General features: G+C 40.6%; 20 protein-coding genes and 1 pseudogene. 12 read left to right on the top strand and 9 right to left on the bottom strand.

What is annotated here, in order from left to right; translation table 11 throughout:
* Positions 1-76: 76 nt before the first annotated feature.
* The 4 genes from ACFFAP_RS07485 to ACFFAP_RS07470 all read right to left on the bottom strand — a co-directional run bounded on the left by ACFFAP_RS07485 (position 77) and on the right by ACFFAP_RS07470 (position 4,960).
* Positions 77-1,510, bottom strand: coding sequence for a c-type cytochrome (locus tag ACFFAP_RS07485; protein WP_375510628.1), 1,434 nt, complete (start codon positions 1,508-1,510; stop codon positions 77-79).
* Between the two features lie 76 nt (positions 1,511-1,586).
* Positions 1,587-2,012, bottom strand: a complete 426-nt coding sequence (locus ACFFAP_RS07480) for a hypothetical protein (protein WP_375510627.1) — start codon at positions 2,010-2,012, stop codon at positions 1,587-1,589.
* Between the two features lie 11 nt (positions 2,013-2,023).
* Positions 2,024-3,499, bottom strand: a complete 1,476-nt coding sequence (locus tag ACFFAP_RS07475; protein WP_375510626.1) for a c-type cytochrome — start codon at positions 3,497-3,499, stop codon at positions 2,024-2,026.
* 66 nt (positions 3,500-3,565) lie between these two features.
* Positions 3,566-4,960, bottom strand: coding sequence for an NADH:flavin oxidoreductase (locus tag ACFFAP_RS07470; RefSeq protein WP_375510625.1), 1,395 nt, complete (start codon positions 4,958-4,960; stop codon positions 3,566-3,568).
* Between the two features lie 904 nt (positions 4,961-5,864).
* Between ACFFAP_RS07470 and ACFFAP_RS07465 the strand changes: the two genes are divergently transcribed.
* From ACFFAP_RS07465 to ACFFAP_RS07455, 3 genes are all read left to right on the top strand, one after another.
* Positions 5,865-7,874: a hypothetical protein gene (locus ACFFAP_RS07465; protein ID WP_375510624.1), complete on the top strand. Its 2,010-nt coding sequence runs from the start codon at positions 5,865-5,867 to the stop codon at positions 7,872-7,874.
* Positions 7,875-8,040: 166 nt separating this feature from the next.
* Positions 8,041-9,513, top strand: coding sequence for an esterase/lipase family protein (locus ACFFAP_RS07460; protein ID WP_375510623.1), 1,473 nt, complete (start codon positions 8,041-8,043; stop codon positions 9,511-9,513).
* A gap of 152 nt (positions 9,514-9,665) precedes the next feature.
* Entirely contained in the window at positions 9,666-10,457 is a 792-nt protein-coding gene (locus tag ACFFAP_RS07455; protein ID WP_375510622.1) for an SDR family NAD(P)-dependent oxidoreductase, read from the top strand.
* A gap of 152 nt (positions 10,458-10,609) precedes the next feature.
* Here the strand turns inward: ACFFAP_RS07455 and radC are convergent, their stop codons facing one another.
* Positions 10,610-11,341: a DNA repair protein RadC gene (radC, locus tag ACFFAP_RS07450; RefSeq protein ID WP_375510621.1), complete on the bottom strand. Its 732-nt coding sequence runs from the start codon at positions 11,339-11,341 to the stop codon at positions 10,610-10,612.
* A gap of 211 nt (positions 11,342-11,552) precedes the next feature.
* Here radC and ACFFAP_RS07445 point away from each other — a divergent pair, with 211 nt between their 5' ends.
* Positions 11,553-12,263 (top strand): acyl carrier protein, encoded by a 711-nt coding sequence (locus ACFFAP_RS07445; RefSeq protein WP_375510620.1) that lies wholly within the window; start codon positions 11,553-11,555, stop codon positions 12,261-12,263.
* Between the two features lie 102 nt (positions 12,264-12,365).
* Here ACFFAP_RS07445 and ACFFAP_RS07440 read toward each other — a convergent pair whose 3' ends face one another.
* Both ACFFAP_RS07440 and ACFFAP_RS07435 read right to left on the bottom strand, forming a co-directional pair.
* Positions 12,366-13,304 (bottom strand): phosphoribulokinase, encoded by a 939-nt coding sequence (locus ACFFAP_RS07440; protein WP_375510635.1) that lies wholly within the window; start codon positions 13,302-13,304, stop codon positions 12,366-12,368.
* Positions 13,305-13,542: 238 nt separating this feature from the next.
* Positions 13,543-15,561 carry an alpha-amylase family glycosyl hydrolase gene (locus ACFFAP_RS07435; RefSeq protein ID WP_375510619.1) on the bottom strand — a complete coding sequence of 673 codons (2,019 nt, stop codon included), beginning with the start codon at positions 15,559-15,561 and terminating at the stop codon, positions 13,543-13,545.
* 706 nt (positions 15,562-16,267) lie between these two features.
* Here ACFFAP_RS07435 and ACFFAP_RS07430 point away from each other — a divergent pair.
* The 3 genes from ACFFAP_RS07430 to ACFFAP_RS07420 all read left to right on the top strand — a co-directional run bounded on the left by ACFFAP_RS07430 (position 16,268) and on the right by ACFFAP_RS07420 (position 20,156).
* Positions 16,268-16,939, top strand: coding sequence for a class I SAM-dependent methyltransferase (locus tag ACFFAP_RS07430; protein WP_375510618.1), 672 nt, complete (start codon positions 16,268-16,270; stop codon positions 16,937-16,939).
* A 139-nt stretch (positions 16,940-17,078) separates the two neighbouring features.
* A complete protein-coding gene (locus ACFFAP_RS07425; protein WP_375510634.1) occupies positions 17,079-18,464 on the top strand; it encodes an AAA-like domain-containing protein in 1,386 nt (461 codons plus the stop codon).
* A 129-nt stretch (positions 18,465-18,593) separates the two neighbouring features.
* A complete protein-coding gene (locus ACFFAP_RS07420) occupies positions 18,594-20,156 on the top strand; it encodes an AAA-like domain-containing protein (RefSeq protein WP_375510617.1) in 1,563 nt (520 codons plus the stop codon).
* A gap of 42 nt (positions 20,157-20,198) precedes the next feature.
* Here ACFFAP_RS07420 and ACFFAP_RS07415 read toward each other — a convergent pair whose 3' ends face one another.
* Positions 20,199-20,618: a type II toxin-antitoxin system HigA family antitoxin gene (locus tag ACFFAP_RS07415; protein ID WP_375510616.1), complete on the bottom strand. Its 420-nt coding sequence runs from the start codon at positions 20,616-20,618 to the stop codon at positions 20,199-20,201.
* A complete protein-coding gene (locus ACFFAP_RS07410) occupies positions 20,602-20,901 on the bottom strand; it encodes a type II toxin-antitoxin system HigB family toxin (protein WP_041565499.1) in 300 nt (99 codons plus the stop codon). Before ACFFAP_RS07410 ends, ACFFAP_RS07415 begins: the two co-directional genes overlap by 17 nt.
* 194 nt (positions 20,902-21,095) lie before the next feature.
* Here ACFFAP_RS07410 and recQ point away from each other — a divergent pair, with 194 nt between their 5' ends.
* From recQ to ACFFAP_RS07385, 5 genes and pseudogenes are all read left to right on the top strand, one after another.
* Positions 21,096-23,255 carry a DNA helicase RecQ gene (gene recQ, locus ACFFAP_RS07405; protein WP_375510615.1) on the top strand — a complete coding sequence of 720 codons (2,160 nt, stop codon included), beginning with the start codon at positions 21,096-21,098 and terminating at the stop codon, positions 23,253-23,255.
* 153 nt (positions 23,256-23,408) lie between these two features.
* Entirely contained in the window at positions 23,409-23,639 is a 231-nt protein-coding gene (locus tag ACFFAP_RS07400; RefSeq protein WP_375510614.1) for a Uma2 family endonuclease, read from the top strand.
* A gap of 202 nt (positions 23,640-23,841) precedes the next feature.
* Positions 23,842-24,211: pseudogene (locus tag ACFFAP_RS07395) on the top strand (Uma2 family endonuclease); the annotation flags it as partial.
* Positions 24,212-24,223: 12 nt separating this feature from the next.
* The gene (locus tag ACFFAP_RS07390) at positions 24,224-25,417 is read left to right on the top strand and encodes an MFS transporter (RefSeq protein ID WP_375510613.1); all 1,194 of its coding nucleotides are present in this window, start codon (positions 24,224-24,226) and stop codon (positions 25,415-25,417) included.
* 822 nt (positions 25,418-26,239) lie between these two features.
* A partial coding sequence (locus tag ACFFAP_RS07385; protein ID WP_375510612.1) for a CVNH domain-containing protein occupies positions 26,240-26,601 on the top strand: 362 nt, incomplete at its 3' end.

The raw sequence follows: 26,601 nt of genomic DNA, 5'->3' as shown, positions 1-26,601 counted from the left end.
AAGTTTTATTACTTGGTAGTAAATGATTAACGTCAGAAAGTTACTAAATCCTTTTCTGATTTAGCAACTACTTTAATCACTGGGTTTTTAGATACTCAATCAAGGCTTTTCTATCGTCACCAGATAAGTCAGTTCCATAAACATGCCCCTGATTGGAATTAGCAGTTACGGTCGTATCGTATTTAAAACCTACAGCCTTGGCTTCATCTCCCTCAGTAATAAAGCCAACTTTTTTCGGGTCGTAGACATCATATCCCCGATAGAAAACCTGAGGACGATTTTCTGGTTTTTCTAACAAATCTTGTAGAGATGGTACTGAGCCATTATGTAAATATGGCGCTCTTAACCATAATCCATCTAGGGAAACAGATACATACCCATTGGTTTTACGTAAGTTTTTAAAGTCCCAAGGGTAGCCATCACCAAAACGATTGTAAGTATCTGCTCCTTCCTGTGTCCACATATCTAACCGATGGCGGTCAGTTCCTACTTCTTCCACAGGGATGACAGTACCTGTTCTTTCCCCACCAAAAGCGTGACAAGATGCACAAGTATTAGCAAAAATTTGACTTCCTTTTGCAGCCACTTGCTCATCAACAGCAAATGGATATTTGGGAGGTGGTAGTTCTTGAATAAAATCTTCTACTCGTTGTAAATCAGCTACAGGAAGTGATTTTTTGGTAGCACCGTCACCAATTGCTCCAGTTTGAACAGTTTCTGTCAGTGAAGTTTCTAATCCATCCCAATGTAGTGCAAACTCTTTGTGCATCTTTTGATTCCAAAGAGGCATCATATCAGAGTTACCGATAGTGTTGTCTTTGGACAACTTTAAAGTATTGAATTTAACAGGATTGAAAGGGTCAATGCGACCAGGGCCCCAATTAGGACGAGAATCTGTCCAACTATAGTCTTCTTTTTGTTGTAGCAGCGCTTTCTTCGTTTGAGGAATTATCAGAAAGCGATAAAGTAAATTTTCCAACCAAGAAAGCTGATAGTCATATTTGATTTCGTCAAGGATATAATCTGCTGTAAATCTAGAATCACCAGCAGTTGCACTCAAAAATCGTAAATAACCTTGTGAATCAAACTTACTGGCAGGAGCTGCGGCCACAATTGTGGGTTTATCTTTTTCTGTTTTTCTATAGGTGGCAGTATGGCAAACAGCGCAAGTTATACCAACGCGAGGGAAGCCAATGGTTTTTTTCGTAAACCCAACTGGCATTTCTTTACCCTCTTCCCATGTGATTCCCAAAGAAGTATAACCACCTGGGCCTGGTAACTTATCAGGGAATATTCGCGGTAGTACCATCCAAATCCAATAGGGAACACCTTGTGCTTCTTCTGTGCCAATAGAACCATATTTAAAATGTTCTTCAGGCGACTCATAATATGTGGGAACCTCTCGAAAAAGGTTGTACCATCCCACATACCCAACTACACCAACTAAAAGGATCACAATTAAAACAATGCTTGTGATTACCCTACCTATTTTATCTTTGAGTATTGTCATGGCACTCTCTTGCTCCTTTGCAGAAGAATCTGTTTGTAGCGCAGGCAATATGTCCACACTAGGATAGGAATGATAATTAGGAGAATTGCTTCACTGGAGTTGCAGCAATGGCATTTTGATCGCGCATTGCTAAGGTTAGAAGAATCACTTCCACTAATCCAAAAAACAGGTCTACAAAGGCAATAGATAAAAATCCTTTATCTTGACCAAAGAAAAATACTGCACAGATGAAAAATGTTGAGCCAAAAGCTCTTGAAGGAAATATTGATATCCAAGCAGTTGCTTGATATCGGTACGGGTCAATTGCTCCAGGGATATAAAATGCACTAATAATAAATAACAGCATTCCCGCAGCACGAACCCAGATAATGGGCACTGGTATATGCATGTGAAGGAACGTAAGCATTAATTCTGGAAAAAAGCAAGAGGGAATGACAAAAAACATATTAACAATAATGCCGAGCCAAGTAACGCGACTAAACCATTTAGCGTAAGTATTCATTTTTTCTCCTTTTAAAGTTTCTTCATGTACTCAACTAGTGCATCTTTATCTTCTGTGGGAAGATCAGTCCCATATAAGTGACCACTGTTACTATTTCCAGCTTTTGTTGTATCGAACTTAAAGTATTTCTTACCGTTTTCTCCACCTACATCAGATACAAAGCCAACTTTTGCTCTGTCGATAACGTCGTAGCCACGATAGAATTCTTTTGGTCTGTTCTCTGGTGTTTCTAGTAAATCCCGTAAGGTGGGGACTGAGCCATTGTGCAGATAAGGGCCACGCAACCAAACACCATCAAGGGGCATATTTGCATAGCCATTAGTCTTGCGGAAATTCTTAAATCGCCATGGATAGCCTGTATACAGAGTGTTTTGGTTAGACATCGTTTCGTAGGTATATGAATCGAGACGATGCGGGTCTGTACCAATTTCTTGAATTGGTACAACTTTGCCTGTATACGCACCACCAAAAGCATGACAACTAGCGCAATTACTCTCAAAAAGCTGTTCTCCCTTCGCCGCGATCGCTTGGTTAACTTCGTAGGGATATTTTGGTGGTGGTAGTTCCCATAACCAATCCGCAACTCTCTGAATTCGAGGCAAATCAATTGTTGTAGGTGTAACTCCAGCTCCTAAAGCTGCACTTTTATTTCGTTCATCAACGGAAGTGTTATTACCATCCCAATGTAACTGCAATCCCTGGCGGGGTTTTTGATTCCAAACTGAGGGAAAATCAGAAGTACCAATCAGTTCATCCTGACGCAATTTATCCATTGGAAAATGGAATTGAATTGCTTTATAAGGATTAAAAGTATCTACTCTTCCTGGCCCCCAATCTGGTTGTTCTTCAACAAACTTAAGTCGATATGCCTGATTAATTAGCGCATCTCTAGTTTGGGGAATTGCAATGAAGCGATAAAGTAATTTTTCAACGGGATTAAGACCGCCACTGATTTTTTCAATTTCTGGCAACATCCGGTTAGCAGTAAAGCGCTCATCTGTACCAACTGCTGATAAGAATTTGATATATCCCTGCAAATTAAGCACATTAGCAGGCATCGTGGTGATGACTTGATGTTCACTATTAGGGGTATCTCGTAGCGTTCCTGTATGACATACAGCACAATTCAACCCAACTCTATCGATAAAGACTCGCCGTTGCGAAAAACCTATAGGTAAATCTTTGTCAGGTTCTTTGATAAATCCCAGAGAAGTATAACCTTTTCCAGGTAATTTATCTGGAAATAATTCTGGTAAAACTTTCCAAATCCAGTAAGGGATACCATTGATGGGTTCGCTGCCGATTGAACCATATTTAAAGTGGTTTTCAATGTCAGCATAATCGACTGGGAAGTTGGACAAAACAGGCCACAATAAAAAGACTGCTACTGCTATAACACCCACAATCACAACCCAAATCCGCTTGAAGATGCTTTTTATTCCCTTAAGTGGGGTAGAAAGTAGGGTAGAGTTAGTTTGTTCAGTCATGAAACACTCCCTATATTGTCGAGATTATTTGTAAGCGAAATTGTCAATGTGATATGCATCGCTTTTTTATCTAGATGAATTTGCAAACTGAGTTGCATGAAAGACTGACATTACTTCTTCCATCATCTCTTCATAACTATTGAAGCGATCCTGCTCGTAACAACCTAAGGGATTTTCAATTACATTCAAGAGGCATTTATTGCAATAGGTACAGGGTTTATCTGCCAGGTCTTTACCTGCTTTAAAAGATTTAACTAAATCATTGTTAGCAATTAGGGTGCGAGCCATTGTGACGCCATCGCAATAATGATCGTTAATTGCCTGACGAATATAAGAAGCCTGCTGCAAACCACCAGTGCATAATACGGGAATATTAACGTGCTTTTTAATTTCTTTGGAATCTAGCAAGTTTCTGCCTTGGTTCTCTATCAGTAACTGCTTGATTTTGGGGTCTTTTACATCATCACCACTAAATGCCTGAGGTGGCAATTGCTTTTTCACGCGGTTCCATAAAAGATTGAAAATTGGATGCAAAAATGCTTTGCGGAATAAAATGTAGTTGCGTGTAGTTTCTACGCCACTTGACAACATGGAATCATAAGTTTTAGTAATGATATCAAAATTAAAATCACCAATGGGATTGAGTGGGTGAGGAAATAAGCTACCAGTTGACACATGCACGCCATCAGCCCCAGCTTCTTCTGCCCATTTACAAACTTGGATGGAATCTTCTATGGTATTACCTGGTTTTTCCCAAAAGGTGACGGCGTTGTTATAGTCAACGGCACTAATTTTGAATTGCAGGTGAAAGTCGTTGCCTACTTCTTTGCGGATTGCTCTAATCACATCTAGCAAAAACCGCGCTCGATTCTCTAATGAACCACCGTATTCATCTTGACGGTCGTTAATTCCAGAACTGAGAAATTGGTTAAAAAGATATCCATTCGCACTGTGCAATTCCACTCCGTCCAAACCTGCTTCACGGGCACGTCTAGCACCATCGGCAAAGTATTGGATTGTTTCTTTAATCTCTGCTAGTGTCATCGCTTGACAGAGAAAGCCGTGGAATGGCTCAGTTTGGCTGGTGGAACTTAACGCTTTTTTTCCTGAGTTTTCTATACCACCAATATCTTGCTGTCGCCCAGAATGACTTAATTGCAAGATCAATTTACAGTCATATTCGTGGACTTTTTCACCTACTTTTCGCCAAAAAGGAATGCGCTCATCGCAGTCAATAGTGGCGTAATTGGGCATAATTCTTCCCCGGATGGCGACTGGGACAAAAGAAGTAATAATAGCCCCTACACCACCACGAGCAAACTTTTCTTCCCAGTTGATTCGGGCTTGAGTGCCTGAACCATCATAGTTATCCCATCTTCCAGAAATACTAGACCGAAAGATTCGATTTTTTACTGTGAGATTACGGAATCTCAATGGCTCAAAGATAATATCGTTTTCCATGTGTTCCTCTGTCTTTCGTGTTATTTCGGCAATAAAATTAGGTATCAGAATTGTTCGTAGTACTAACAGTCTCACCAGAGAACTATTATTTCTAGTGTCTCTGAGAGGGCAAGTTATTTAGTTCTACAAATCAACAGTGCAGGTTTTCGGATGCGATGCCTACGCTAAATATTAAGTTTTTGTTACTTAGGTTTGCCTACCAAATTTCAGCATGGATGTTTGTCCCTATTGGTTTTTACAGTTATATAAAGACTTTTGCAGTTTGTAAACCTATGGTATTTACAGAGCAATTCTTAAAAAAAGTGAAAATTTTCGTCCTTTATTTTTCTTAAAAGGTTAAGGCAACCTTAAAAGTAGCCTTTAACAATTTGTTACAAACATCACTAGGCAGGGCGACCGCATCATGTCAACAAGAAGAGTTGTTTTTCAATAAGCTGAAAATTAGTCTCATTAATCGCTGCTTATTGATATAGGTTGAGCGTAGGCGTAGCCCGTCGTAGACATCGCTTTGAAGCTTGGAAAATAAATCAAACGCGAAATACTGATTAAATCGATTGGTTCTTAACCTTGGTTGTGATCAAGAGTAATTTAGATGCGTTTGCCCTGCATTACTAGGCACGTAAGTAACGGATATAACGATAGCAAATTGGTTATTGAACGCCATTGGAAATTTACAATTTTTTAAATTTTTGATTTAGAAATGTATAAAACTTTATTAATGACGTTTTGCAAATTTGTGTAGTAACTTCATAATATATAACGAACCTCAGTAAGGTACATTCTAAATCATCAAAATATCTCAAGACTAAATCTGGAAAATGGGAAATTAGTGATGAAGTATTAGTGTACCTCTGCAAACGTGAGGTGCAGTGGAAAAGGTTAGGTGTTACAACCAGAGAGTTTTATGAAAAAGACAAGTCTAATTTTTAAGGGCTGTCTGCTCCTCCTGTTCGTGACTATGTTTATAGTCTGCGGCTTTTATGGAACGTCTACAGCTCTAGCCGATGAGTATAGTGAAACACCTGCGCCCATAAGTACTGAGTATTTAACTACGGGTGTATCTGAATACCCTGATAACTGTGAGGGTATCGGTTATCTCCCAGATTACACCAAGGAGAAGTTGACAGATGCCGAGAAACGGGGTCGTTGCACTTGGTACTTATGGACTGGCGGTAACGCTAAGTACTATCGTGATTTAGCGAAGCGAACACGTGGCGGTGCTGATCTGCTAAAGCTGATTGACTCGCGTGTGCATGACGAGCGATTTCAACGTTATGGCGCAATTAACGATCCTGGATGTGAAAAAGCGACGGCACCAGATGAATACGGATTGCTGCTAGATAAATGTAAAGATCCGCTCTCAACTGGCGTTATTGGGTTGCGTAAGTTCCCCAACCCCAACTTCGACCGGGCAAAATGGAACCCTGTTGAATATGCCAAAAACTCACAAATCGAGCCTCCCTACGTGATTGGGCAGTCCTGTGCTATCTGTCACGTAGCATTAGATCCCCTCAATCCACCCAAAGACAAGGAACATCCGAAATGGGAAAACCTGGTAGCAGCATTGGGTAATCAGTACATCAAAGAAAACAAATTCTTTGATACTAGTGTCGCGGACAATAGTTTTATTAAGCAAGTACTTAACTCTCAGAAACCGGGGACTTCTGATACTTCTCGGATTGCCACCGATCATATTAACAATCCGAATGCGATCAATTCCATTTTTAATTTAGGCGATCGCCCCAAATATTCAGAGGTGATGAACGATGGTTCAACCAAGGATGTTAATCATATTCTCAAGGATGGCGCGGACTCTACAGGAGTACCAATTGCCTCACTACGCGTCTATGTCAACATTGGGATGTGCGGCGATTACTGGACAAGTCTCCATGAGCCTTTATTAGGCAGAACTCCCCAAAAACCTTTTGACATCGAAAAGGCACGGAAGGAGTGCGAAGGCTGGAGACAGACAGAAACACGTATGGCTGATGCCGAAGCATTCTTAAAAAGCATCAAGCCGATGCACCTGAAAGATGCACCAGGTGGTGAAGAGTTCTTGACTAAAGATGAAGAAGTTCTCAAACGTGGCAAGCTTGTTTTTGCCAGCACTTGTGCTAGTTGCCATACCAGCAAAAAGCCACCTGCTGAAATTGCTGCTGACCCTCAACAGGCTCAGAAATGGTACGAAGAGTCTGTACTCAGTAGTAATTTTTTAGACCACAACTTCTTGTCTGATGACCAGCGTTATCCAGTGACACTAATTGGTACCAATGCGGCGCGATCGCTGGGGACAAATGCCACTAAGGGGCATATTTGGGATCAGTTCTCGTCTAAGACCTACAAAGAACTGCCATCACCAGGAACTCTGACGCTGTACAACCCCTTGGATGAGAAAAAACCCATTGAATTTAAGATACCAGACGGCGGTTTGGGATATTACCGCACACCTTCGCTAGTAAGTATTTGGGCAACAGCACCATTTCTGCACAACAACACTTTAGGACTATACAACGAAGATCCTTCAGTGAAAGGACGCATAGAAGCCTATAGGGATGCTATGGAAAAGCTGCTGTGGCCTGAAAAGCGTGAGGGAATTATCAGCAGGACAGATCGAGATACCAAATTAGAGCTTCCCCCAGGAGATCCGAATCCTAGATTTAGGCTTCCTGTTCCTAAAGGTACGCCTGTGAATTTGCTGGCAAGCATCAATATCAGAGAGGCGATTACATCTCTCAATCTCGGCAACCTTTTTCAGGACTTGAAACCAGAAGGTGGAATCAAGGGTAAGTTGGCACGCGTGCTTTTAAGAGCTAATAAGTCTCCTGACTTCGTTGAGGATGAGGGTCATTATTTTGGCTCAAATCTACCCGATGAAGACAAAAAAGCCCTAATTGAGTTTGTAAAAACCTTCTAGTACAGCTTTGTGTAAAATCGTAGTATTTTGAACGCTCTAGGGGTGCAGAGAATTCGCTACGAATTAATAAAATGTTGTACTAAGATAACTTGTCTGGATATTTTTTCTCGTTCCTAGATTTAACCTGGGAAGGAGAAAAAATATTTATTAAATAGGAAGGATATATATGCAGTATTTACCAATCATCTTTGTTCGTGGATATGCAGGTACACAAAAAGACGTTGAGCAAACGGTTGATGATCCGTTTTATGGATTCAATAGTGGTTCAACCCATATTCGAGTGGATGAGAAGGAAAATCCCCAGAAGTTTTTTTTCGAGAGTCCATTACTGCGGCTGATGACCGATCATGGTTATCAACCGATTGTTGACAATCAGAATATAAGCAATCAGATTAAAAGATTGTCCGATCAACTTCATAAAACTATTTGGATTTATCGATTTTATGATATATCTACACCTAGTTTTGGCTCCTCAAGTGTAGTCCGACAGGAGATGCAGGACATAGCTAAGGATTTAAGAGACTTCATCCAGAAAGTCAAGGAAAAGACTGGTGCTGATAAAATTTATCTGGTTGCCCACTCGATGGGTGGCCTTGTTTGTCGCAGCTTAATTCAAAAGATTTATCCAGAACAAGGCGAGCAAGCTGCTGATAGCATTGACAAATTCTTTACCTACGCTACACCTCATGGCGGTATTTATTTTGAGGTTGGGAGTGGCTTGCTTGAAAATCTCAGGGACAGGTTTCAATTGAATAATTCTGATGACTTCGGCCCTGAGCGAATGTATCAGTATTTAACACCTGATATCAAGCCAACGGCTGAGTTACCCGATAACTTTCAGCTAGAAAAACTACAAAGCATAGAGAATGCATTTTCGCCAAACCGCGTTTTTTCTTTGATCGGCACGAATGCACATGATTATGAAGAAGCTTTTGGTCTTTCACGCAATCTTGTTGGGGTGAAAAGTGATGGTCTAGTTCAGATTGATAAGGCTTATATCATGGGATCTCATCGTGCTTATGTTCATCGCTCTCATGGTGGGCGTTATGGCATATTGAACTCCGAAGAAGGTTATCAAAACCTGCAACGATTTTTGTTTGGTGATATCCAGGTGAAACTCTCTTTGAGCAATGTTGAGTTAAAAGACCTGGACAATAATTTTTATCAACTGGAAACTAGGGTGGCTTTGCGTGGTCTTCCTATTCCTATATATGAGCAAGCGATCGCTCATTATTGCCCAATTACACAAGAGTTAACAAGAACAGATAAACCTATTCCCCTGTTTACAGCTTTCTTAATTCCTAGAAACTCAGCCAGTGATGATAATACCTGTAGATATGCCCTGCGTTTAGCACTGCATTCCTTTACAAAACGAGAGACAAATTGGTTGGGTGACAGTCATCTCGACCAAGTACCCTTGTGGTCTGACTATCTAATTACTGATGTTGCTGCAACAGATGGCACGTATGATGCTAAATATAGTTGGAATTCCGATGAAAAAGAGCCAGTAAATAATTTAAATCCGACTTCCGAATCCAGTTCAGATGTATATGTTGCGTATGTTCCTCTACCGGAACGTGGGCAAAAAGTCTTAGGAACAAAAGTAGCAGTTCGCTTGGAAATTTCTCGATGGCAATGAAGGAGGCAGGGGGAGAAATCAATTCAAAATTCAAAATTCAAAATTCAAACATTTTAGAACTTCAGCAAGACAGCAAGAACTGCCTCCTCTTTCCCAAAGCCCAATGACTAATGACTAATGATTTTTTTCAAGCAGTTAAGAGAGGAAAATTTATGCAGAGTAATCGCAGACAAACGGCTCTTATTACAGGTGCATCTGGCGGCATCGGTTATGAATTTGTTAAGTTATTTGCTCAGGATGGTTACAATCTTGTGTTGGTAGCTAGAAGCGTAGAAAAGCTGAATAAAATTGCCGATGAATTTAAAAATAAATTTGGCATTGATGTCAAAGTTATTTCCAAGGATTTATCAAACCTATCAGCCCCAGAAGAAATTTTTACTGAGCTAGAACAAGCATCTATCAATGTTGATGTGCTGATTAATAATGCAGGGTTTGCTACCTACGGATTATTTAACGAAATTGACCTGAATGCTGAACTGCAATTGCTACAGGTTAATATTTTATGTCTCACACATTTAACCAAGTTATTCCTCAAGGGTATGGTTAAGCGGGGGTCTGGAAAAATATTAAACTTGGCCTCCACTGCTGCTTTTCAACCAGGGCCGCTGATGGCAGTATACTACGCTAGTAAAGCTTATGTATTGTCGTTTTCAGAAGCGATCGCTAATGAATTAGAAGGTACAGGCGTTTCTGTAACAGCACTTTGTCCAGGCCCAACAGAATCTGGTTTTCAACAAAGAGCCGCGATGGAAGACTCAAAGCTGGTAAGCGGTCAAAAAATTATGACTGCGGAAACGGTAGCCCAGATCGGCTATCGTGGTCTATTAGAAAACAAAACTGTTGTCATTCCTGGAATTAAAAATAAGCTCCTCGCTGAATCTGTAAGATTTACTCCCAGAAAGCTAGTGACTAAACTAGTTAGAAATATGCAGGAAAGCAAGTAATAACTAGGTTGGCGTAAATAATTATCCTTGGGATAATGCAGTTCTTGCTGGGGGCAGGAGACTTGCGGACAAAGGGAAAGACTTGTTGCAAGTTCTAACTTTTGTCACTTTGTCACCTTGTCCCCTTGTCTCCCCTGCCCCCTGCTCTTTCACTAATCTCCCTGCGGATGCTCATCCCACAAGGTTGTCAGTTCCCGTAAACTCTGGTGATTGCCATTACCCAAAATCAGATGATCTAGTACCGGAATGCCCAAAAGCTGCGCCCCTGCTAACAACTGACGCGTCAATTCTATATCTTCCTGGCTGGGTTCAAGGTTCCCAGAAGGATGGTTGTGGGCAACTATTACCCGCGTTGCACCTTGACGAATAACTTCCCGAAAAATATCACGGGGAGAAGCTAGGGTTTCGGTTGCTGTACCAATGGTAATTACTTGTGTACCCAATAAGCGATTCTTGACATCTAATAGCACCACTGCAAAACGTTCTTGTATTTGCCACATCAAATCTTGACTGAGAGTAGCAGCAGCAGCAAGTGGGCTATCAATTAATGTGCCCTCATTAGGCCGAGATTGAAAAGCGCGTTTGCCCAATTCAATTGCTGCTAAAATACTTGTCGCCTTTGCCGGCCCAACACCAGAAATTTGCATCAACTCAGCAGGGCTAACTTCTCGCATAACTGCCAAAGGATCACGTTGGTGTTTGCCTAATTCGCTCAAAATATATTGTCCCAAACCCACAGCAGATAGTTTTCCCGGGCCTTGACCGGTGCCTAGAAGAATTGCAATTAACTCCGCTGTGGCTAAAATTTTGGCACCATGCGTCATTAATCGCTCACGCGGACGCTCATTTGTAGGTAGGTCGGCAATTCTGAGGCAATAGGTCATAGGAAACTAAGAAAATCGTCACCAGACATCAAACTATCCTTATTTATCCCTTGTTTGCTCTCAAAATCATCTTTATTTGAGAAAATCTTTAACCTTGGGAAATTTTCTCTATTTCTGTATATTACTCACCTATAATGTCTTTAAAGTTACCTATTACGATACCAAACGGATAGCAAAAGGTCAACTGATGCCAGGTGTAAGAGAGGTTACAATGACCGATGATGATAGAACCTATAAGTTAGACATCTTGAAAAAAGTAATCAAGACTTACTTAGATGAGACTGTAGCAGTTACAGAAGAGGGTTTAAATTCTCTAGTGTCCAAACACGATGAGACTGTCTGGAAGATAGCTACAAAAATTTATAGCGAGAGCGGACACAAGGTTGAATTTTCTCTAATGCGTGAGATTGTTAACTCCCATATCGAAGTCTTGAAAATGCATGTAGCGACTGAGAAGGCAGCAGCCTACAAGCGCTTACAGTACGAAAAAGTTGAGGAAGCTCGACGAGTCGCACAAGAAGCTCAACAAGCAACAGAGACAGAGAATCGCAGGCAAAATAGATTGACAGAGTTGGCTAAAAAGTTAGATGAGTCCGGTAGAGATAAGAGTATGTCCGATCTTTTTGTTAAAGTTCTAGATATAGTCAGTGAACAGTTGAGTGTTGATGAGTTGGATAAAGTAAGTTTGACTAATCACATCTGTAACGATTTAGGGGCAGATGAGCTTGATACTGTTGAGCTTGCAATGGCACTTGAAGAGGCGTTTGATTTTAATATTGAAATACCTGAGGACATATTAGGGTCAGTTAAAAAATGGCCTCCGTCATATAGCAATGATTATTTCGGTGATTCAGTTCCTGTAGCTTGCACTGTTGGAGAACTCTTGGACTACATTCACAAGCAAATCCTACTTAAAGATTAGCTGCTAGCATAGTGCGTATTTTACCGCCGTAGGCATCGCATAATTCAGCAGCCCAACATTACACGCGATCGCAAACCCTTTTAACCCTTTCATTTTCGCTAATTACTGATAAATTTGCGTTGCTTTCAGCATGTGGTAAGTAATGATCAACTGAGTCAGGGCTAGAGGATAACTTTGGAGTGTTTCTCCAGTTGTACCAGCAATTTTTCCCAATTCTGGATTACTTTCGCGATCGCAAATACTTCGTAAATGGGGCATGTCAGAACAAATAATATGCTCTAGCTTATTCACCTGTTCTAAGGTTGCATGACCATCAACTTCTAAGACATCCACAGGCTTACTCATATCCCTGTCTAGCCCCAGGCGGATCGCTGAGTCAGAATTACCATAGCTAGAGTTGATAATCGGGGTAAAATCTGGGTGGGGAATTGTCGGACGTAGTACCAAACGCACATTTAAATGTCCATTGGTTTCATCAGCTTCCTCAGTGGGTGGGTAAAAACTAATAACTATATCAGACCATTGCCGTTGCGGACGAATAAATTGTGCTGAATCTGGTTCGCGTTTTTCTAATTCTGCTAATACCTGTTCAGATGTGTAGCCGCGCTTTTGGGTATCCCGCTTAACTTTCCACTTAGCGCGTAGTTCTTCAGGTGGTGCAAGGTAAACTTTCACGTCGTAAGAATCACGGGCAGCACGGGTAGAATAACCGAGTAATCCCTCAATAATCACGAATTTATTCGGCTTAATATACTGCGGTGGCTCGAATGTGCCGGTTTTATGGCTGTAAACTGGTTTAAGAATTGGCTGTCCTGTGCGTAGCAACGACAGGTGTTGCTGCATTATATCTAAGTGGTTGCAGTCCGGGTGGAGAGCGGTGATGTTAATCTCTGCACGCTGTTGGCGATCGTAACGGTGATAATCATCTGTGCAAATAAGTGTAACATTTTCTGGGCCGAGTACCTGAGCGATTCCTCGCGTTAGTGTTGTTTTCCCAGCAGCGCTGTCGCCTACAATACCAAGAATTATTGGACGGCTCATCATACCTCCCAGAATAAAAACAAGTTTAGTAATAAAATTTCCCTACAATAGTTTTTATTCTAGAAGGGTTTAGGCAAGTAACTCAAGCAAAGGCTTGGTATGCAATATCTCTACATATAGCCACTGAGTTTCAGAATACACATCAGAATTTTGTGGTATTTCACCCTGGCGATCGAAATAGGTCAGGTTGAAGTAGCAAACCTGACCTCAGATTATCTTTCACTGAGCGGCATCGAGATTAAACTAGAGCGTACACTTTAGCTTCCCACGGGAAGATACCTTCTCTGCCTACCCATTCAGATGGAACTATCCGCTCTTGAGTAACTTCCTGCCACTGCTTGCCAACTGGGGTTGCAGGCCAATTCGGGACTCTGTACTCAGAATCAACAGGAGTGCCATAATCAGAGAAATTCGCCACTACAACTACTAATTGATCGGCTTTATTACCACGCTGCCAGACTAGAACTCGTTTACCATCATTAAAGTCAACATGAATAAATTGAGTATCATTTGCAGTTAAAGCATCAGAAGTCTTACGCAAGCGAACTAATCTGGCAACGTATTGGAAAATTCGTTGCCGCCAATCATCTTTCACACGGCTGTAGTTAACAGGGTCAATCTGCTTATGATCATCTGTTGGAGGTAAATCCTGCTGATCGGCAAATTCATCTCCAGCAAGGATCATGGGAATTCCTACAGCAGTAAGCAAGCAGACAAATGCCAACTTAATGCGCGGTTCTGTATGATCAATTCCATTACTAACAAGGTAGCTGAAGAAACGCTCGTTACCATAACCGCCAACATCATGGGAAGTTATATAGTTTACCGCCTGAGAACCATCTGTAAAGCCTAAGTTTCGGCAATCAATTAGTTTGCGGATACTGCACTCAAAGCTGGGTTCATCCCAGGCATTCTTACCCAAAATCACCTGTCGGATGATTTGCTTAAACTTTTCATTCCAAAGTCCATCCAGACGATTTTGGTGGATGAGAGATAGGGGTACACTCAACTCTTCGCCAACTACGAGGAAGCGAGACGCTCCTAACGTCGCTACCGCTTCGCTATCACTGCTTCCGCCTCTTTTGTCCCAAAGGGTGCGGGCAAAATCCTTAAATTCCTGCAAAAAGTCATAGTTGGCAATATTGTTGACGCTATCCAACCGCAGACCATCAACCCGATAGTATTCCAACCAATGGGCAATATGGGCTTTTAAGTATTCACGGGCTGGGACAAGCCAGGACTTTTGCCCAGTAATGGGGTTATAACCCTCTACCCAATAGTTGTACTTAAATAAATCCCCACCAAAGCCATCTCTTGACCCTTGTTCTGGATCACCACTGGCCCATTTGATGTAAAATTCCAAAAAATTAACGTTATGGTAAGGATTATTCCGCGAGAATGCCATCACCACATCCACAAAAAAGCGCAACCCTTGCTGATGACAGACTTTGATCAGATTAGCTAAATCAGTCGAAGCAGTAGGTGCTGAATGGCTATCTGGGCGTCCTAAGTCAAAATCTGCTGCAAAATAATTTGCTGTACCATAGCCCCAATTGAGATCATCATCACTGTCTTCTGGTGGCAGAAGTTCTAGAGCGTTGATTCCCAGTTCCACAAGATGAGCGCGGTTATTCAAGGCGCTGACTATGGGAAAAGTAGGAGCGATCGCTTCTGGTATTAACAGTGCCAGTACGTCACGAAATGTGCCGTTTCCTTCTTCAATTAATCCATTTGAGTTAATCTTTGTCCAACGGGTTGGTAATTCGTAAATTACCAGTTGATTATTAGTTGGCAGCGTCTCTAAAGGAGCATCGTCTTCCCAATTTACAGTTTGCCCTTGGGGATCACAGGGAATCAGTGTCTTATTTTGATAAAGCACGACGCTTGCCGGATCTGACCTAGTAACGCCTCCCGATTCTGACGGCGTTGGTGCAAAGCGTCGATCCACAGTCGTCGCTGTTGGATCTGTGCAGTAGAGAATTTGGTTAGCATTGGCAGAGTCGTAAGGGTCTGAGTTGCGGACTTTAAACCAGTAAAAGTAGACTTGTCCTTCAGTCAGACCAGATTCTTGAGCCGAAACTTCCCACAATTCTGGAAATTCTGTTGATTGATGAAGCGGAATTTCTCTGAATTTAGCTAATCTGTCTGGGCTTTCGGGATTAGTGTTGCCAATGTAGAGAGTGGGAGCTAATTCGGAAGCACTGGGACGCCACAAGACAAAATGAGTTTTTTTGCGGCTCAATAGATCGATAGGCATTACAAAAACCTCTGGATGATCAAAGTTCAGTTATCAAGTTCTTACACAACAGCGAAGTGTTATTCCAGACGATAGGTTGAATTTCTTTAAACTGTCAATATTAGGCAGTGGATTGAGTATTTTACTGGTAAATTTAGTAAGTTAATTATATATATCAAGTTTCGATATTTCCTGCTATTGGCTTTCATCCCCTACTTAAAAGACATTCAATCATCAAAAACTTTTGGGTTTTGAAGATTGCATTTTAAGGTTTTCTGAATATTTTTGCTCAAAAGTAGACAAAAGGACTATATATTAAGTACTAAATATAGTGTTGAATTAGCGATCGCTAAGTGTCAATCTTGTTTATTCCAGCAAATCTCGTTAAGAGGATGTTTTAAAAGTCCTCTGGTCGGTAGCAAAACGTTTTAGATCCCCCTAAATCCCCCGATAAATTGGGGGACTTTGATTCTTCCCCCTTTTTAAAGGGAGCCAGTCGCTCAGAGGGGTCTCCCCAAGTAGAGTGACTGGCGTGGGTTAGGGGGGATCAACAAGTGCCTGAAATTACAGTCAATCACTTTTAAAACACCCTCTAAGTAGATTCATGAATATATCTAAATGTTACTTTTGAGAGATTTACAGACGTTGATGTATTTCTCGCGTGAGACTTGCTCAAGCAAGTGCAGAGATTAGTGTATAGAGTTTAGACAAAAGAGGAAGGTACGTTATGACAACTCAAACACTAGGACTCCAACAAAACCTCTATGACTATTTACTGTCAGTCTCTCTTCGAGAACCGGAAATTTTAACCCAACTAAGGCAAGAAACAGCCCAGTATCCGATAGGGAGGATGCAGATTGCTCCTGAACAGGGGCAATTTTTGGCGTTACTGGTAGAGTTGTTGGGAGCTAAGAAAACTTTGGAAATTGGGGTATTTACAGGTTATAGTTCCCTGGTGGTGGCGTTGGCGTTACCAAGCGACGGTAAGGTGGTAGCCTGTGATGTGAGTGAGGAATTTACAACGATCGCTCGGCGCTATTGGCAGCAAGCTGGAGTGGCGGATAAAATTCAACTACATATTGCCCCAGCTTTGGAGACTTTGGATCGGCTACTGGCAACCAAAGAAGCGGAAACCTTTGATTTTGCTTTCATCGATGCAGATAAGAGCAACTATGATGGTTATTATGAGCGATCACTACAATTAGTGCGTCCGGGAGGACTGATTGCGATCGATAATGTCCTCTGGTCAGGTAAGGTTGCTGACCCCGAAGTGCAAGATAATAGAACTAAAAAGATTCGTGCCTTTAATCAAAAGCTGCATCAAGACCAGCGAGTTAGTCTTAGTTTAATAGCGATCGCAGATGGCTTGACTCTGGCACTGAAGAAGCAATGTCCCTGAATCCCCATTTCTCTATTTGTTAGGAACGCAGAAGTGTCTTTAACTTTGAATTTTGAATTTTGAATTGTTAATCGGTTGTATATTATTACTATACCAAAGTGGATAAATGCCTCTACTAACTGTTTAACCTTTAATATTAATATCCGTGGAAGATATTCTGCAAGCAGTAGAAAGAATTTTGCAAGATAAGCCTCTTGCTTCCATTCAATGGTTTGTGCTCTCTCAATCGTGGTTGGGCAAAACTTATGATGAAATGGCAGAGGTATCAGGCTACCGCAACAATTACATCAAGGAAGTTGGCTCTGAGTTGTGGCAAGACCTTTCTGTTGCACTTGGAAAAAAAATAACGAAAAAAAATCTGCATTTAGCCTTGGAGAAATACCTGCAAGAGAAGATAGGTGATCAGGAGAATCAGAGCCAAGAAAAGTTGGGTGAAGAATCTAGCTTAGAAATGGTTTCTCCAGACTTGTCTTCAGCAAGCAAGATTGAATTTCCTAGCGGGCCTGTACCACTGGGTTCTCCTCTTTACATCAATCGCCCTCCCCTGGAAGAACTTGCTTATAACGAGATTTTACACCCTGGTTGCTTAATCCGAATCAAAGCACCTCGAAAAACGGGAAAAAGTTCACTGTTGAACCGGATGATTGCTTATGCTAGAGAGCAAGGTTATCAAATTGTCTATTTGGACTTTCAAGAAGCTGACGAAGATATTTTTGCTTCTCTGGATAAATTTTTGCGTTGGTTTTGTGTCAATGTCAGCAGACAATTAAATCTCTTTCCCTGTTTAGATGATTTTTGGGATACGGAAATGGGCAGTAAGGTAAGCTGCAAAATCTATTTTGAAGCATATCTGCTGCAATACATTGAGCAAAGTCCTGTAGTTTTGGCTTTGAATGAAGTCCATCGAGTTTTTGAACATCCCAATATTGCCCAAGACTTTCTGCCAATGCTGCGATTTTGGCACGAACAAGCAAAGCAGGATCAAATCTGGCAAAAACTCCGAATGGTGGTAGTTCACACTACAGAAATTTATATTCCACTCAAGCTAAACCAATCGCCTTTCAATGTTGGAATAACAATTACGTTGCCGCCGTTTACCCTCAATCAGGTACAGAATTTAGCATTAGCTTACGGGCTAGATTGGGCAGCAGACTCCGAAGGGGCAAAACGCCTTGTACCCTTACAAGCAATGGTAGGAGGACATCCCTATTTGGTAAGCCTTGCGCTTTATCATCTATGTCACGAAGAAATAACATTAGAGGTGTTACTAGAAAGCGCATCTACAGCAGTGGGAATTTACAGTCAGCATTTACGAGAACTGTTGAGCTTACTCCAAAAAGAACCAGAATTAATGTCAGCTATGCAAAAGGTAATTGCAACAGATGAAAAAGTTGAGCTAGACGCGATCGCTGCTTACAAGCTAGAAAGTATGGGTTTGGTTCAACTAAACGGCAATCAAGCTCACACAATGTGTGAGTTATACCGCTTTTATTTTAGCCAACAATTGAGACGCTCAGGGTCATAATAGTTCTGGGAAACTGTTGAAATACAAATAACCAAAATACTTGTTCTCGTTCTTAATATGAATTAAATCACTTATCCCGAGCAAAATTTATTTATTAAAAACGAGAACTAATTTAAAATTTTAAATCAAATGAACAATTATCGATACCAAGTTGGTGGAACTCTCACAACTGATGCTCCTAGCTATGTTGAGCGCAGAGCGGATGTGGAACTTTACGAAGCCTTGAAGCAGGGAGAATTTTGCTACATCCTGAGCAGTAGGCAAATGGGCAAATCCTCACTTATGGTAAAAACAAAGCATCGCTTCCAACAAGAGGGCTTTAGATGTGCCACCGTTGATATGACTAATATTGGTTGTGAAAATATAACTCCAGAACAATGGTACAAGGGAGTGGTAGGTGATTTATGGTTGAGTTTTAAACTATTAGGAAAAGTCAATTTAAAAACCTGGTGGCAAGAACAAAAAGATATTTCTTTAGTTCAGAAACTTAGCCGATTTATTTCGGAAATTCTGTTAACTCAGTTTCCTAACGAAAGACTATTTATTTTTATTGATGAAATTGATAGTATTCTCAGCCTCGATTTCTCTGTTGATGACTTTTTTAGCTTGATTCGCTTTTGTTATAACCAACGAGCAATTAATCCAGAGTATCATCGGATTACATTTGCAATTTTTGGTGTTGCGACACCTTCAGACTTAATTCGATATCGAAATAATACTACCCCGTTTAATATTGGTAAAGCCATCCAAGTAAATGGATTCACATTTGAAGAAGCTCAACCCTTATCTTTGGGACTGAATATTAAAGATAATCATCCCCAGAAAGTTTTGAAAGAAATATTAGCTTGGACAGAAGGACAACCATTTATTACTCAAAAGCTGTGTCGGCTACTTGTCAGTTTATCTCAAAATGATGTGAGTAGAAACCTAAAAATTCCCCCTGGCGCAGAAGAATTTTGGATAGAAAATGTAGTGCGATCGCACATCATCGAAAAATGGGAATCACAAGATGAACCGGAGCATTTACGGACAATTCGCGATCGCATCCTGGGAAACGAAAAAATTGCCGCCAGATTGCTGGGAATTTATCAACAAATCCTTCAAGGAGTGAAAGTCCCAGCCGACGATAGTCAAGAACAGGTAGAACTGTTGCTGTCTGGTTTGGTAATCAAAAAGCAAGGTGTTCTGCAAATCAAAAACCGAATTTATCAAGAAGTTTTCAATTTAGAATGGGTTGGAAAAAAATTAGCTTACTTGCGTCCCTATTACGAAACCTTCAATGCATGGATAGCCTCAAAGGAAAAGGATGAATCTCGCCTATTGCGGAGACAAGCCTTGATTGATGCTCAAACTTGGGCAAATGGCAAAAGCTTGAGCAACTTAGATTATCGATTTTTAGCTGCTAGTGAAGAATTAGATCGGCGAGAAATGCAGCACGCATTAGAAGCCGAACGCGCCAAAGAAATTGAAGCACGACTTGCAGAACAACAAAAAAGGCTGATTCAACAAAAGAAAACTGCTACAATAGTGACACTTTTGCTCGTGGGTATGACAATCAAGTTGGTGATTTCTATAGTGTGGGGAGTATCGCTTTTACGAAAGATTGATGCTTTAGAATTACAGTTAAAATGTACCCAGATAGAGCATCAAGGCAAAGGAAGAACTGCAAATCCTCGGTTAGGTAGATGCTGACGGGAACATCCAAAATGTGTAAAAACATAATCTTAAATTTTCTCACTGTCCAAAGTCAAGAGCCGTTAGAGAAAGCCCAGAATAATGGTCATTAAAAAACTTAGCTAGGGACTCAGCTTCAGATTGGCTAACTTTCCGTTGACCATTAACCACTTTCTTAACAATATTAGCAGAGCCAAAAACCCCTACTAAAGAAGTTGGCTCCACATCAAACTCATGCATAAGGGATTCTAAAGTAGCCACAGGTTTTGATTTACCCATCGAATAATGACGTGACTCGTAATTCTCAATCAAAAGAACCAACAACTCAAAAAGCGCAGTTTCAGCCTCTGTCAACTCGCCAGACATCATCCCCTCTACTGCTGTTAAGGCTTTGTTATACTCCTGTTCTGTTTTTATTGGCTTAGGCTGATGCTGAATCAGTAAGTCAGTGTAGCTTTGTTGACTAGAAGTAGGGGTCATCTTTCCACCTTTCTTTATCGTATTCAGGATGGGTAAGAACGTATTTAATAAAAATTGTCTGGCTAGAATATCTAATGTCTACAATCAAACGATAGTTATTACCTTTGATGTTAAACACTGTAAAATTACCAACTGCTTCTGCCTTTGGATATCTTTTCTGAACATCCACCAAATTAGACCAGTTGGCAATAGATGCAAACTTATACCAGTCATTTAGAGCATCTTCAGAATCAGCGTGTTGAACCCAGAATTCCCGCAATTTCACTTTACTGATTACGTGCATCCCTAAAGTGAGAAATTTGTGCTAATTATAGCATTGATTGAGCTGAACACCAGGGCAATAGTGCGATGCCTGCGGCGGGCTGCGCTTATGCACTCCAGAAACGCAGCCCTGACCAAAGCTGTCGGTGATGTGAGTTAAAATCCTGATATCTTCAATAACTACTCACGCAGATAGCCCCGGAAAAAGCGATCGCTATGCTTCAGTACCCCAATCTCGAACAAGCGCTAAAATATCACTTCGGTTACGACAGATTCCGCCCTGGACAACGGCAAATTATCGAAGATGCGCTGCAAAATCGGGATTTATTGATTGTGATGCCTACGGGCGGGGGAAAATCTCTGTGCTTTCAGTTACCTGCATTAATTAAAAAAGGCTTAACGGTGGTGGTGTCGCCATTAATCGCTTTGATGCAAGATCAAGTGGAAGGATTGCGAAACAATAATATTAACGCCACATTTCTAAATAGTAGTTTGAATCCCTATAAGGTGCGATTGCGGGAAGAAGCTATCCTTAGTGGTAAAGTTAGACTACTTTACGTCGCCCCAGAACGCCTGTTGAGTGAAAGATTTCTGCCATTTCTCGATTTAGTCAAAGAAAAAATTGGGATTGCAGCTTTTGCCATTGACGAAGCCCACTGCGTCTCTGAGTGGGGACATGACTTCCGCCCAGAATACCGTCAGATGAAATCTCTGCGGAAACGCTATCCTGATGTCCCTACCCTCGCCCTCACCGCCACAGCAACTGATCGCGTCCGTGCTGATATCATTCAACAACTAGGACTAAAGCAACCCAGTATCCACATTGCTAGCTTTAACCGTCAAAACCTTTATTACGAAGTCCGTTCTAAAACCAAGTCTGCGTATGCTGAATTATTAGAACTCATTCGAGAAAATGAAGGTTCAGCAATTATTTATTGCCTAACGCGCAAAAAAGTTGATGAACTCACCTTTAAATTGCAAAATGATAAAATTTCTGCCTTGTCTTATCATGCTGGATTAACTGATGAAGAACGCAGTAGCAATCAAACTCGATTTATTCGGGATGATGTGCGCGTCATGGTGGCAACAATTGCCTTTGGAATGGGAATTAATAAGCCAGATGTGCGGTTAGTAATTCACTTTGATTTACCACGTAATTTAGAAAGTTATTATCAAGAATCAGGTAGGGCGGGAAGGGATAGTGAACCTTCACGTTGTACACTTTTTTTCAGTTTCAGTGATATTAAAACCATTGAATGGAGTATTAACCAAAAAACTGACCCTCAAGAACAGTTGATTGCTAAACAACAACTGCGTCAGGTAATTGACTATGCTGAAGGTACTGTTTGTCGGCGGACAATTCAACTAGGTTATTTTGGGGAACGTTTTCTTGGTAATTGCGGTAACTGCGATAATTGCCGTCATCCTAAACCAATGCAAGATTGGACAATTGAAGCCATGAAGTTTTTATCTTGTGTGGCGCGTTGTAAAGAAAGATTTGGGATGCTGCACATTATTGATGTGTTGCGGGGGGCAAAAAAAGACAAAATTATCCAGTACGAACACGATAAACTTTCTACTTACGGTATTGGCAAAGATAAGAGTGTAGATGAGTGGCGAATGTTAGCGCGATCGCTTTTACATCAAGGGTTGTTAGAACAGACTAGCGATGGTTACTCAGTTTTGAAACTTAACCCCCTCAGTTGGGAAGTGATGCGGCGACAGCGTACAGTTTCCCTTGTTGTTCCCGTAGCACAGAAGGTTACTTGGGAAGAAGGGAGTGAGAAGGCTGCTGAAGCAGAAATATTAATGCAGAGGTTGCGATCGCTCCGTAAACAACTTGCTGATGAACAATCTGTACCACCTTACGTTGTCTTTCAGGATTCTACCTTGAAATTGATGGCACAGGTACAACCTACAACACTAACCGAATTTGGTAAACTTTCGGGCGTAGGTAGTCACAAACTTTCCCAATATGGCGATAAGTTCCTCACAGAAATTCGCGCTTACCGCCAAGAAAAAGGTTTGATAGATCCACCCCAAGTTAAATTTACACCCTCTGTTAGCTTACCTTCCGACACAGAAATATTGACATTACAATTACATAAACAAGGTTTGAGTGTTAATGAAATTTCCCAAAAACGTAACATTCGCCCTACAACAATTATTCGCCATTTGACAGATTTGATTGAGAAAAATCAGCCTGTAGACATAAATCAGTTAGTACCTCTTGAACATCAACAAAAAATTTGGCAAGTTTTAGAAGTGCTTGGTGATATCTCTTTAACGCCAATTCGAGAACAACTAGGCGAAAGTTACACTTTTGATGAAATTCGCTTAGTACGAGGTAAATGGCGGCGCGAAAATCGCAAGTGATAATTAAATTTTCAAGGATGTTTTAAAAGTGTTGGGCGAATAGAATTCGCTACTACACAAGTAAAGTCAACCTGCGTAGACTAAGATAAATAAAACTTACGCAAAAATCCTTTTATGATTAAAATACAAGAGCGAGATTAAAGGAGTTAGCCCATGAATCAGATGCCAACAGCAGGAGTAGGCTGGACAATTCACGATGTAGAACTCTTTGCAGAAAATGAAGGGACGCGCTACGAGATAGTTGATGGAGAATTATTTGTGACTAGGACACCTCACTTTAAACATCAGCAAACTTGTGGCATAATTTTCCAACAGCTTAACATTTGGTCAGATTCTACTGATTTAGGGGAAGCTGTGATCAATCCTCAGGGCGAACGCATCTAAATTATACTTACTCACCACTGAGGTTAAGAATCAATCGATTTAATCAGCATTTCTCGTTTGATTTGTTTTCCAGCCCTCAAAGCGATGCCTGCGGCGGGCTGCGCTAACGCTTAATTTTTTGTCAATAAACAAAGCTTAATGAGATTAGTTTTGAATTTATTGAGAATATATTAGTCTTATTGACATGATGCCTTCGCCCTGGATCAATCCTGGTGTTTTGTTTACAGAATCAGATAATGTGATTCCTGATGTAGTTTGGGCTACTAAGGAAACCTTGGCGGCAATGTTGGATGAAGCGGGACATTTAACTGGCGCACCAGATTTAATAGTAGAAGTCTTGTCTGCAACCTAAGTCAGACGAAAGACGGGATAAGGAAGCTAAACTTAAACTTTATTCTTCTAGAGGAGTAAAAGAATATTGGATTGCTGATTGGCGATCGCGTAAACTAGAGGTCTATCGGCGCGAACAAACTCAACTTAATTTGGTAGAAACCCTATTTAGTAACGATATTATAATTTCTCCTTTATTGACTGGTTTTAGCTGTAATCTAAACCAGTTTTTTCCTGTATAAATTTTAGGTTGAATGGAAAAACAAATCTCAAGTAACGGATTAACTAAAGTCCAGGTACTGATTATGGCGATCGCATCTGGTGTCTGTGTTGCTAACGTTTATTATAATCAGCCAATCCTCAAAGATATTGCATCATCTTTTCAAGTCAGTGAAGGCGAAGCGGGTAGCATATCTGTGCTTACGCAAGTTGGTTACGGTTTGGGGCTTTTCTTTTTAATCCCCTTGGGCGATAAAATCAATAAGAGAAAATTAATTCTTTCCTTACTGATATGTTTGTTCTGTTTGTTAATATTCATGACGTTTTCACAAAACATCATCGAAGTTTGGATATTGAGCGTAGCAATTGGGATTGCGACAGTCTCCGCTCAGATTATTCTACCTTTAGCAGCAAGTATAGATAGAGTAACTACTGGCCAAACTGTAGGCAATATTTTTACTGGTATATTAATTGGAGTTTTAGGAGCAAGGGTTTTTAGTGGATATATTGCTGAATGGTTGAGTTGGCGTTATGTATATGGATTTTCGGCAGTAATGATTTTAATTGTTATTGCCTTGCTAAATATATATTTGCCTAGTGTCGAAAATGAATTTAATGGTCATTATTTGGAATTATTAAGCTCAACACTTAACCAATTAAAACGTTTTTCATTATTAAGAGAAACGTCTTTAATTGGCGGTTTATTGTTTGGTGTTTTTTGCTCATTTTGGACAACACTGACTTTCCATTTAAGCGGAGCGCCTTTTAATTTTCAATCTGACACAATTGGGATGTATGGCTTTGTGGCGATCGCAGGTGCATTGATGGCACCAGTTTTTGGTAAACTAGCCGATCAAGGTAACTCCCAACGTTCCTTGACTATTGCTGTATCGGTGGTGATTGCAAGTTTAGTAATTGCTAAAATTGCTTCTAATTCTGCACTGGCGATCGCTGTTGCTGTATTGTTACTAGATGTAGGTGTACAGGCAACCCAAGTTACTAATGTCGCAAGAATATATACTCTTGATGCTCAATCTAATAGTCGCATCAACACAGTTTACATGACTACCTATTTTATCGGCGGTTCTATAGGTACTAGCATTGGTCTATTATGCTGGAATATTGGTGGCTGGAATTTGGTAACTTGGCAAATGTTATTTTTTACTTTGCTCGCATTTTTTATTATCGTCAGACCTAAAACAACTACAGCAAGAACAAATAATCAATAATCAAACTTTCATTTTTGAATATTACCCTGAGACATCGCCTTGCACCAATAACTAAATTTTATCTTCATCAAGGCGATATCTATAGAAAATCAGCTTATATTAAGAAAAACTGGGGATTTCAGAGTTGGAAACTTTTGAGGTTGCAGCAGATGATGATGTTGAAGTATTTTGGCTTTTCACAGACAGAATTGCTAGCAATTTAGGCAGCACCAGGCAAGCAACAGTATTTACCAGCGTCAGTAATATACTATCCATTAAACTCATATTGCGATTCTCCAGATTTCAAAATTGGTGTTTCCTATATTTTTAGTTTGCAGCAAAATTATTACAATTGCTTCAAACCAATATTTTGAATTTACTTTATTAGATATAAGCTAACTAAATATAAAACCTCACCCTGCCTCCGGCTTTCCTCTCCGAACTCACAAAGAGGGATTGAGGGTGAGGTTTGCTCTTATGTTTAATTACGCCTATCTACTTAAAAGAATTAGCTGATGAATTAGATTTTGCTGATAAAGCAAGGCTTTGAAAAAGATTCAAAGTCATCATCTTATTTTTCTCTCTTCAGAGATATAAAATAGCGCTAGGGCATCTTAGTTCAAGCATCAGCAAACTTGTAAGCTCACCCTGTAACAAAATGTAAACCAGTCAAAGTTCTTGTGATTGCTTCTCTACGAGATGCTACGCGAACGTTGTACTCGCAATGATATAGTTATAAATTTTTTTACTTACCTATTGGACACAGGAACTGGTAGTATTTATGTTGTCCTTTTTTATGTAAAACAAGGGCAATAAAACTTAATTTATCAAAGGAGAATACTCATGTCTTATCTGGCAAAGCTAAGTCGTTCACCACGTTTAATGACTCTTGCGGCTTGTGGTGCAATCATAGCTACAATTCCTATTAATCCTGCTTTTGCAGCACCCACCGATCCTAGTAGTTATCAAAATTCTTGTCGGAATATTCGTGTTGCTGGAGCTACCTTAACGGCAAGTTGCCGCAGAATTAATGGCACATATAACTCAACATCAATCCTAATTCGGGGAATATTCAATGGTAATGGAATTTTGCTTTATAGTAGTAATCCCAGATCCGCTAGCAGTTATCAAGATTCTTGTCGGCGGATTGGTGTTGCTGGAGCTACCTTAACGGCAAGTTGTCGCAGAATTAATGGCACATACAA

Origin of the sequence: uncultured Nostoc sp. (assembly GCF_964245575.1) — a bacterium.
In the GTDB taxonomy this organism is placed as follows: Bacteria; Cyanobacteriota; Cyanobacteriia; order Cyanobacteriales; family Nostocaceae; genus Nostoc.
This window is presented reverse-complemented; position numbering and strand designations above follow the sequence as displayed.

What these genes read in the sequence shown, in the direction of transcription:
- ACFFAP_RS07485 (WP_375510628.1), bottom strand. Translation starts at nt 1,510, where the DNA reads ATGACAATACTCAAAGATAAAATAGGTAGGGTAATCACAAGCATTGTT.
- ACFFAP_RS07480 (WP_375510627.1), bottom strand. Translation starts at nt 2,012, where the DNA reads ATGAATACTTACGCTAAATGGTTTAGTCGCGTTACTTGGCTCGGCATT.
- ACFFAP_RS07475 (WP_375510626.1), bottom strand. Translation starts at nt 3,499, where the DNA reads ATGACTGAACAAACTAACTCTACCCTACTTTCTACCCCACTTAAGGGA.
- ACFFAP_RS07470 (WP_375510625.1), bottom strand. Translation starts at nt 4,960, where the DNA reads ATGGAAAACGATATTATCTTTGAGCCATTGAGATTCCGTAATCTCACA.
- ACFFAP_RS07465 (WP_375510624.1), top strand. Translation starts at nt 5,865, where the DNA reads ATGAAAAAGACAAGTCTAATTTTTAAGGGCTGTCTGCTCCTCCTGTTC.
- ACFFAP_RS07460 (WP_375510623.1), top strand. Translation starts at nt 8,041, where the DNA reads ATGCAGTATTTACCAATCATCTTTGTTCGTGGATATGCAGGTACACAA.
- ACFFAP_RS07455 (WP_375510622.1), top strand. Translation starts at nt 9,666, where the DNA reads ATGCAGAGTAATCGCAGACAAACGGCTCTTATTACAGGTGCATCTGGC.
- radC (WP_375510621.1), bottom strand. Translation starts at nt 11,341, where the DNA reads ATGACCTATTGCCTCAGAATTGCCGACCTACCTACAAATGAGCGTCCG.
- ACFFAP_RS07445 (WP_375510620.1), top strand. Translation starts at nt 11,553, where the DNA reads ATGACCGATGATGATAGAACCTATAAGTTAGACATCTTGAAAAAAGTA.
- ACFFAP_RS07440 (WP_375510635.1), bottom strand. Translation starts at nt 13,304, where the DNA reads ATGAGCCGTCCAATAATTCTTGGTATTGTAGGCGACAGCGCTGCTGGG.
- ACFFAP_RS07435 (WP_375510619.1), bottom strand. Translation starts at nt 15,561, where the DNA reads ATGCCTATCGATCTATTGAGCCGCAAAAAAACTCATTTTGTCTTGTGG.
- ACFFAP_RS07430 (WP_375510618.1), top strand. Translation starts at nt 16,268, where the DNA reads ATGACAACTCAAACACTAGGACTCCAACAAAACCTCTATGACTATTTA.
- ACFFAP_RS07420 (WP_375510617.1), top strand. Translation starts at nt 18,594, where the DNA reads ATGAACAATTATCGATACCAAGTTGGTGGAACTCTCACAACTGATGCT.
- ACFFAP_RS07415 (WP_375510616.1), bottom strand. Translation starts at nt 20,618, where the DNA reads ATGACCCCTACTTCTAGTCAACAAAGCTACACTGACTTACTGATTCAG.
- ACFFAP_RS07410 (WP_041565499.1), bottom strand. Translation starts at nt 20,901, where the DNA reads ATGCACGTAATCAGTAAAGTGAAATTGCGGGAATTCTGGGTTCAACAC.
- recQ (WP_375510615.1), top strand. Translation starts at nt 21,096, where the DNA reads ATGCTTCAGTACCCCAATCTCGAACAAGCGCTAAAATATCACTTCGGT.
- ACFFAP_RS07400 (WP_375510614.1), top strand. Translation starts at nt 23,409, where the DNA reads ATGAATCAGATGCCAACAGCAGGAGTAGGCTGGACAATTCACGATGTA.
- ACFFAP_RS07390 (WP_375510613.1), top strand. Translation starts at nt 24,224, where the DNA reads ATGGAAAAACAAATCTCAAGTAACGGATTAACTAAAGTCCAGGTACTG.